Origin of the sequence: Brucella grignonensis (assembly GCF_002252505.1) — a bacterium.
GTDB lineage: Bacteria > Pseudomonadota > Alphaproteobacteria > Rhizobiales > Rhizobiaceae > Brucella > Brucella grignonensis.
In genome coordinates this window covers 1-374 of the sequence record NZ_NNRL01000117.1, presented here as the reverse complement: position 1 = coordinate 374, position 374 = coordinate 1, and the positions used below count along the sequence as shown (strand labels likewise).

Below are 374 nucleotides of genomic sequence, written 5' to 3'. Positions count from 1 at the left end.
ACGAAGGGTGGCGCAGGCTGCCTGGTGGATCCTGGCAGAAGACGGCCGACCTGAAGGATGTGAAGCGCCTTCAGTGCCGTCGCCGGTCCGAGATGGCGTTCCACAAGGGATGCCGCGAGATAGGTGACCCCCACTCCGCCTGAAGGGCTTATGCAATCGCCATCGACGACATAGAGGCGGTCCGCTATGGGCACCGAATCCGCGAACTCCTCGATGAAGTCCCGGTAGTGGAACCAGCTGATGCAGCATTTCCGACTTCCCAGAAGACCCAGCCTGCACAAAACGAAACTTCCGGTACAGACGCCGATCAACTTCTTGCCGGCCCGGGCGCAGTCGCACAGGTACTGTCCCGCCGCGCCATGAATATTGGGACC

1 pseudogene is annotated in these 374 nt (G+C 61.2%); it reads right to left on the bottom strand.

The annotated features are described in order from the left end of the window. Nucleotides 1-194, bottom strand: a pseudogene (locus CEV33_RS23920) (GlxA family transcriptional regulator); the annotation flags it as partial. Between the last annotated feature and the right edge of the window lie 180 nt (nucleotides 195-374).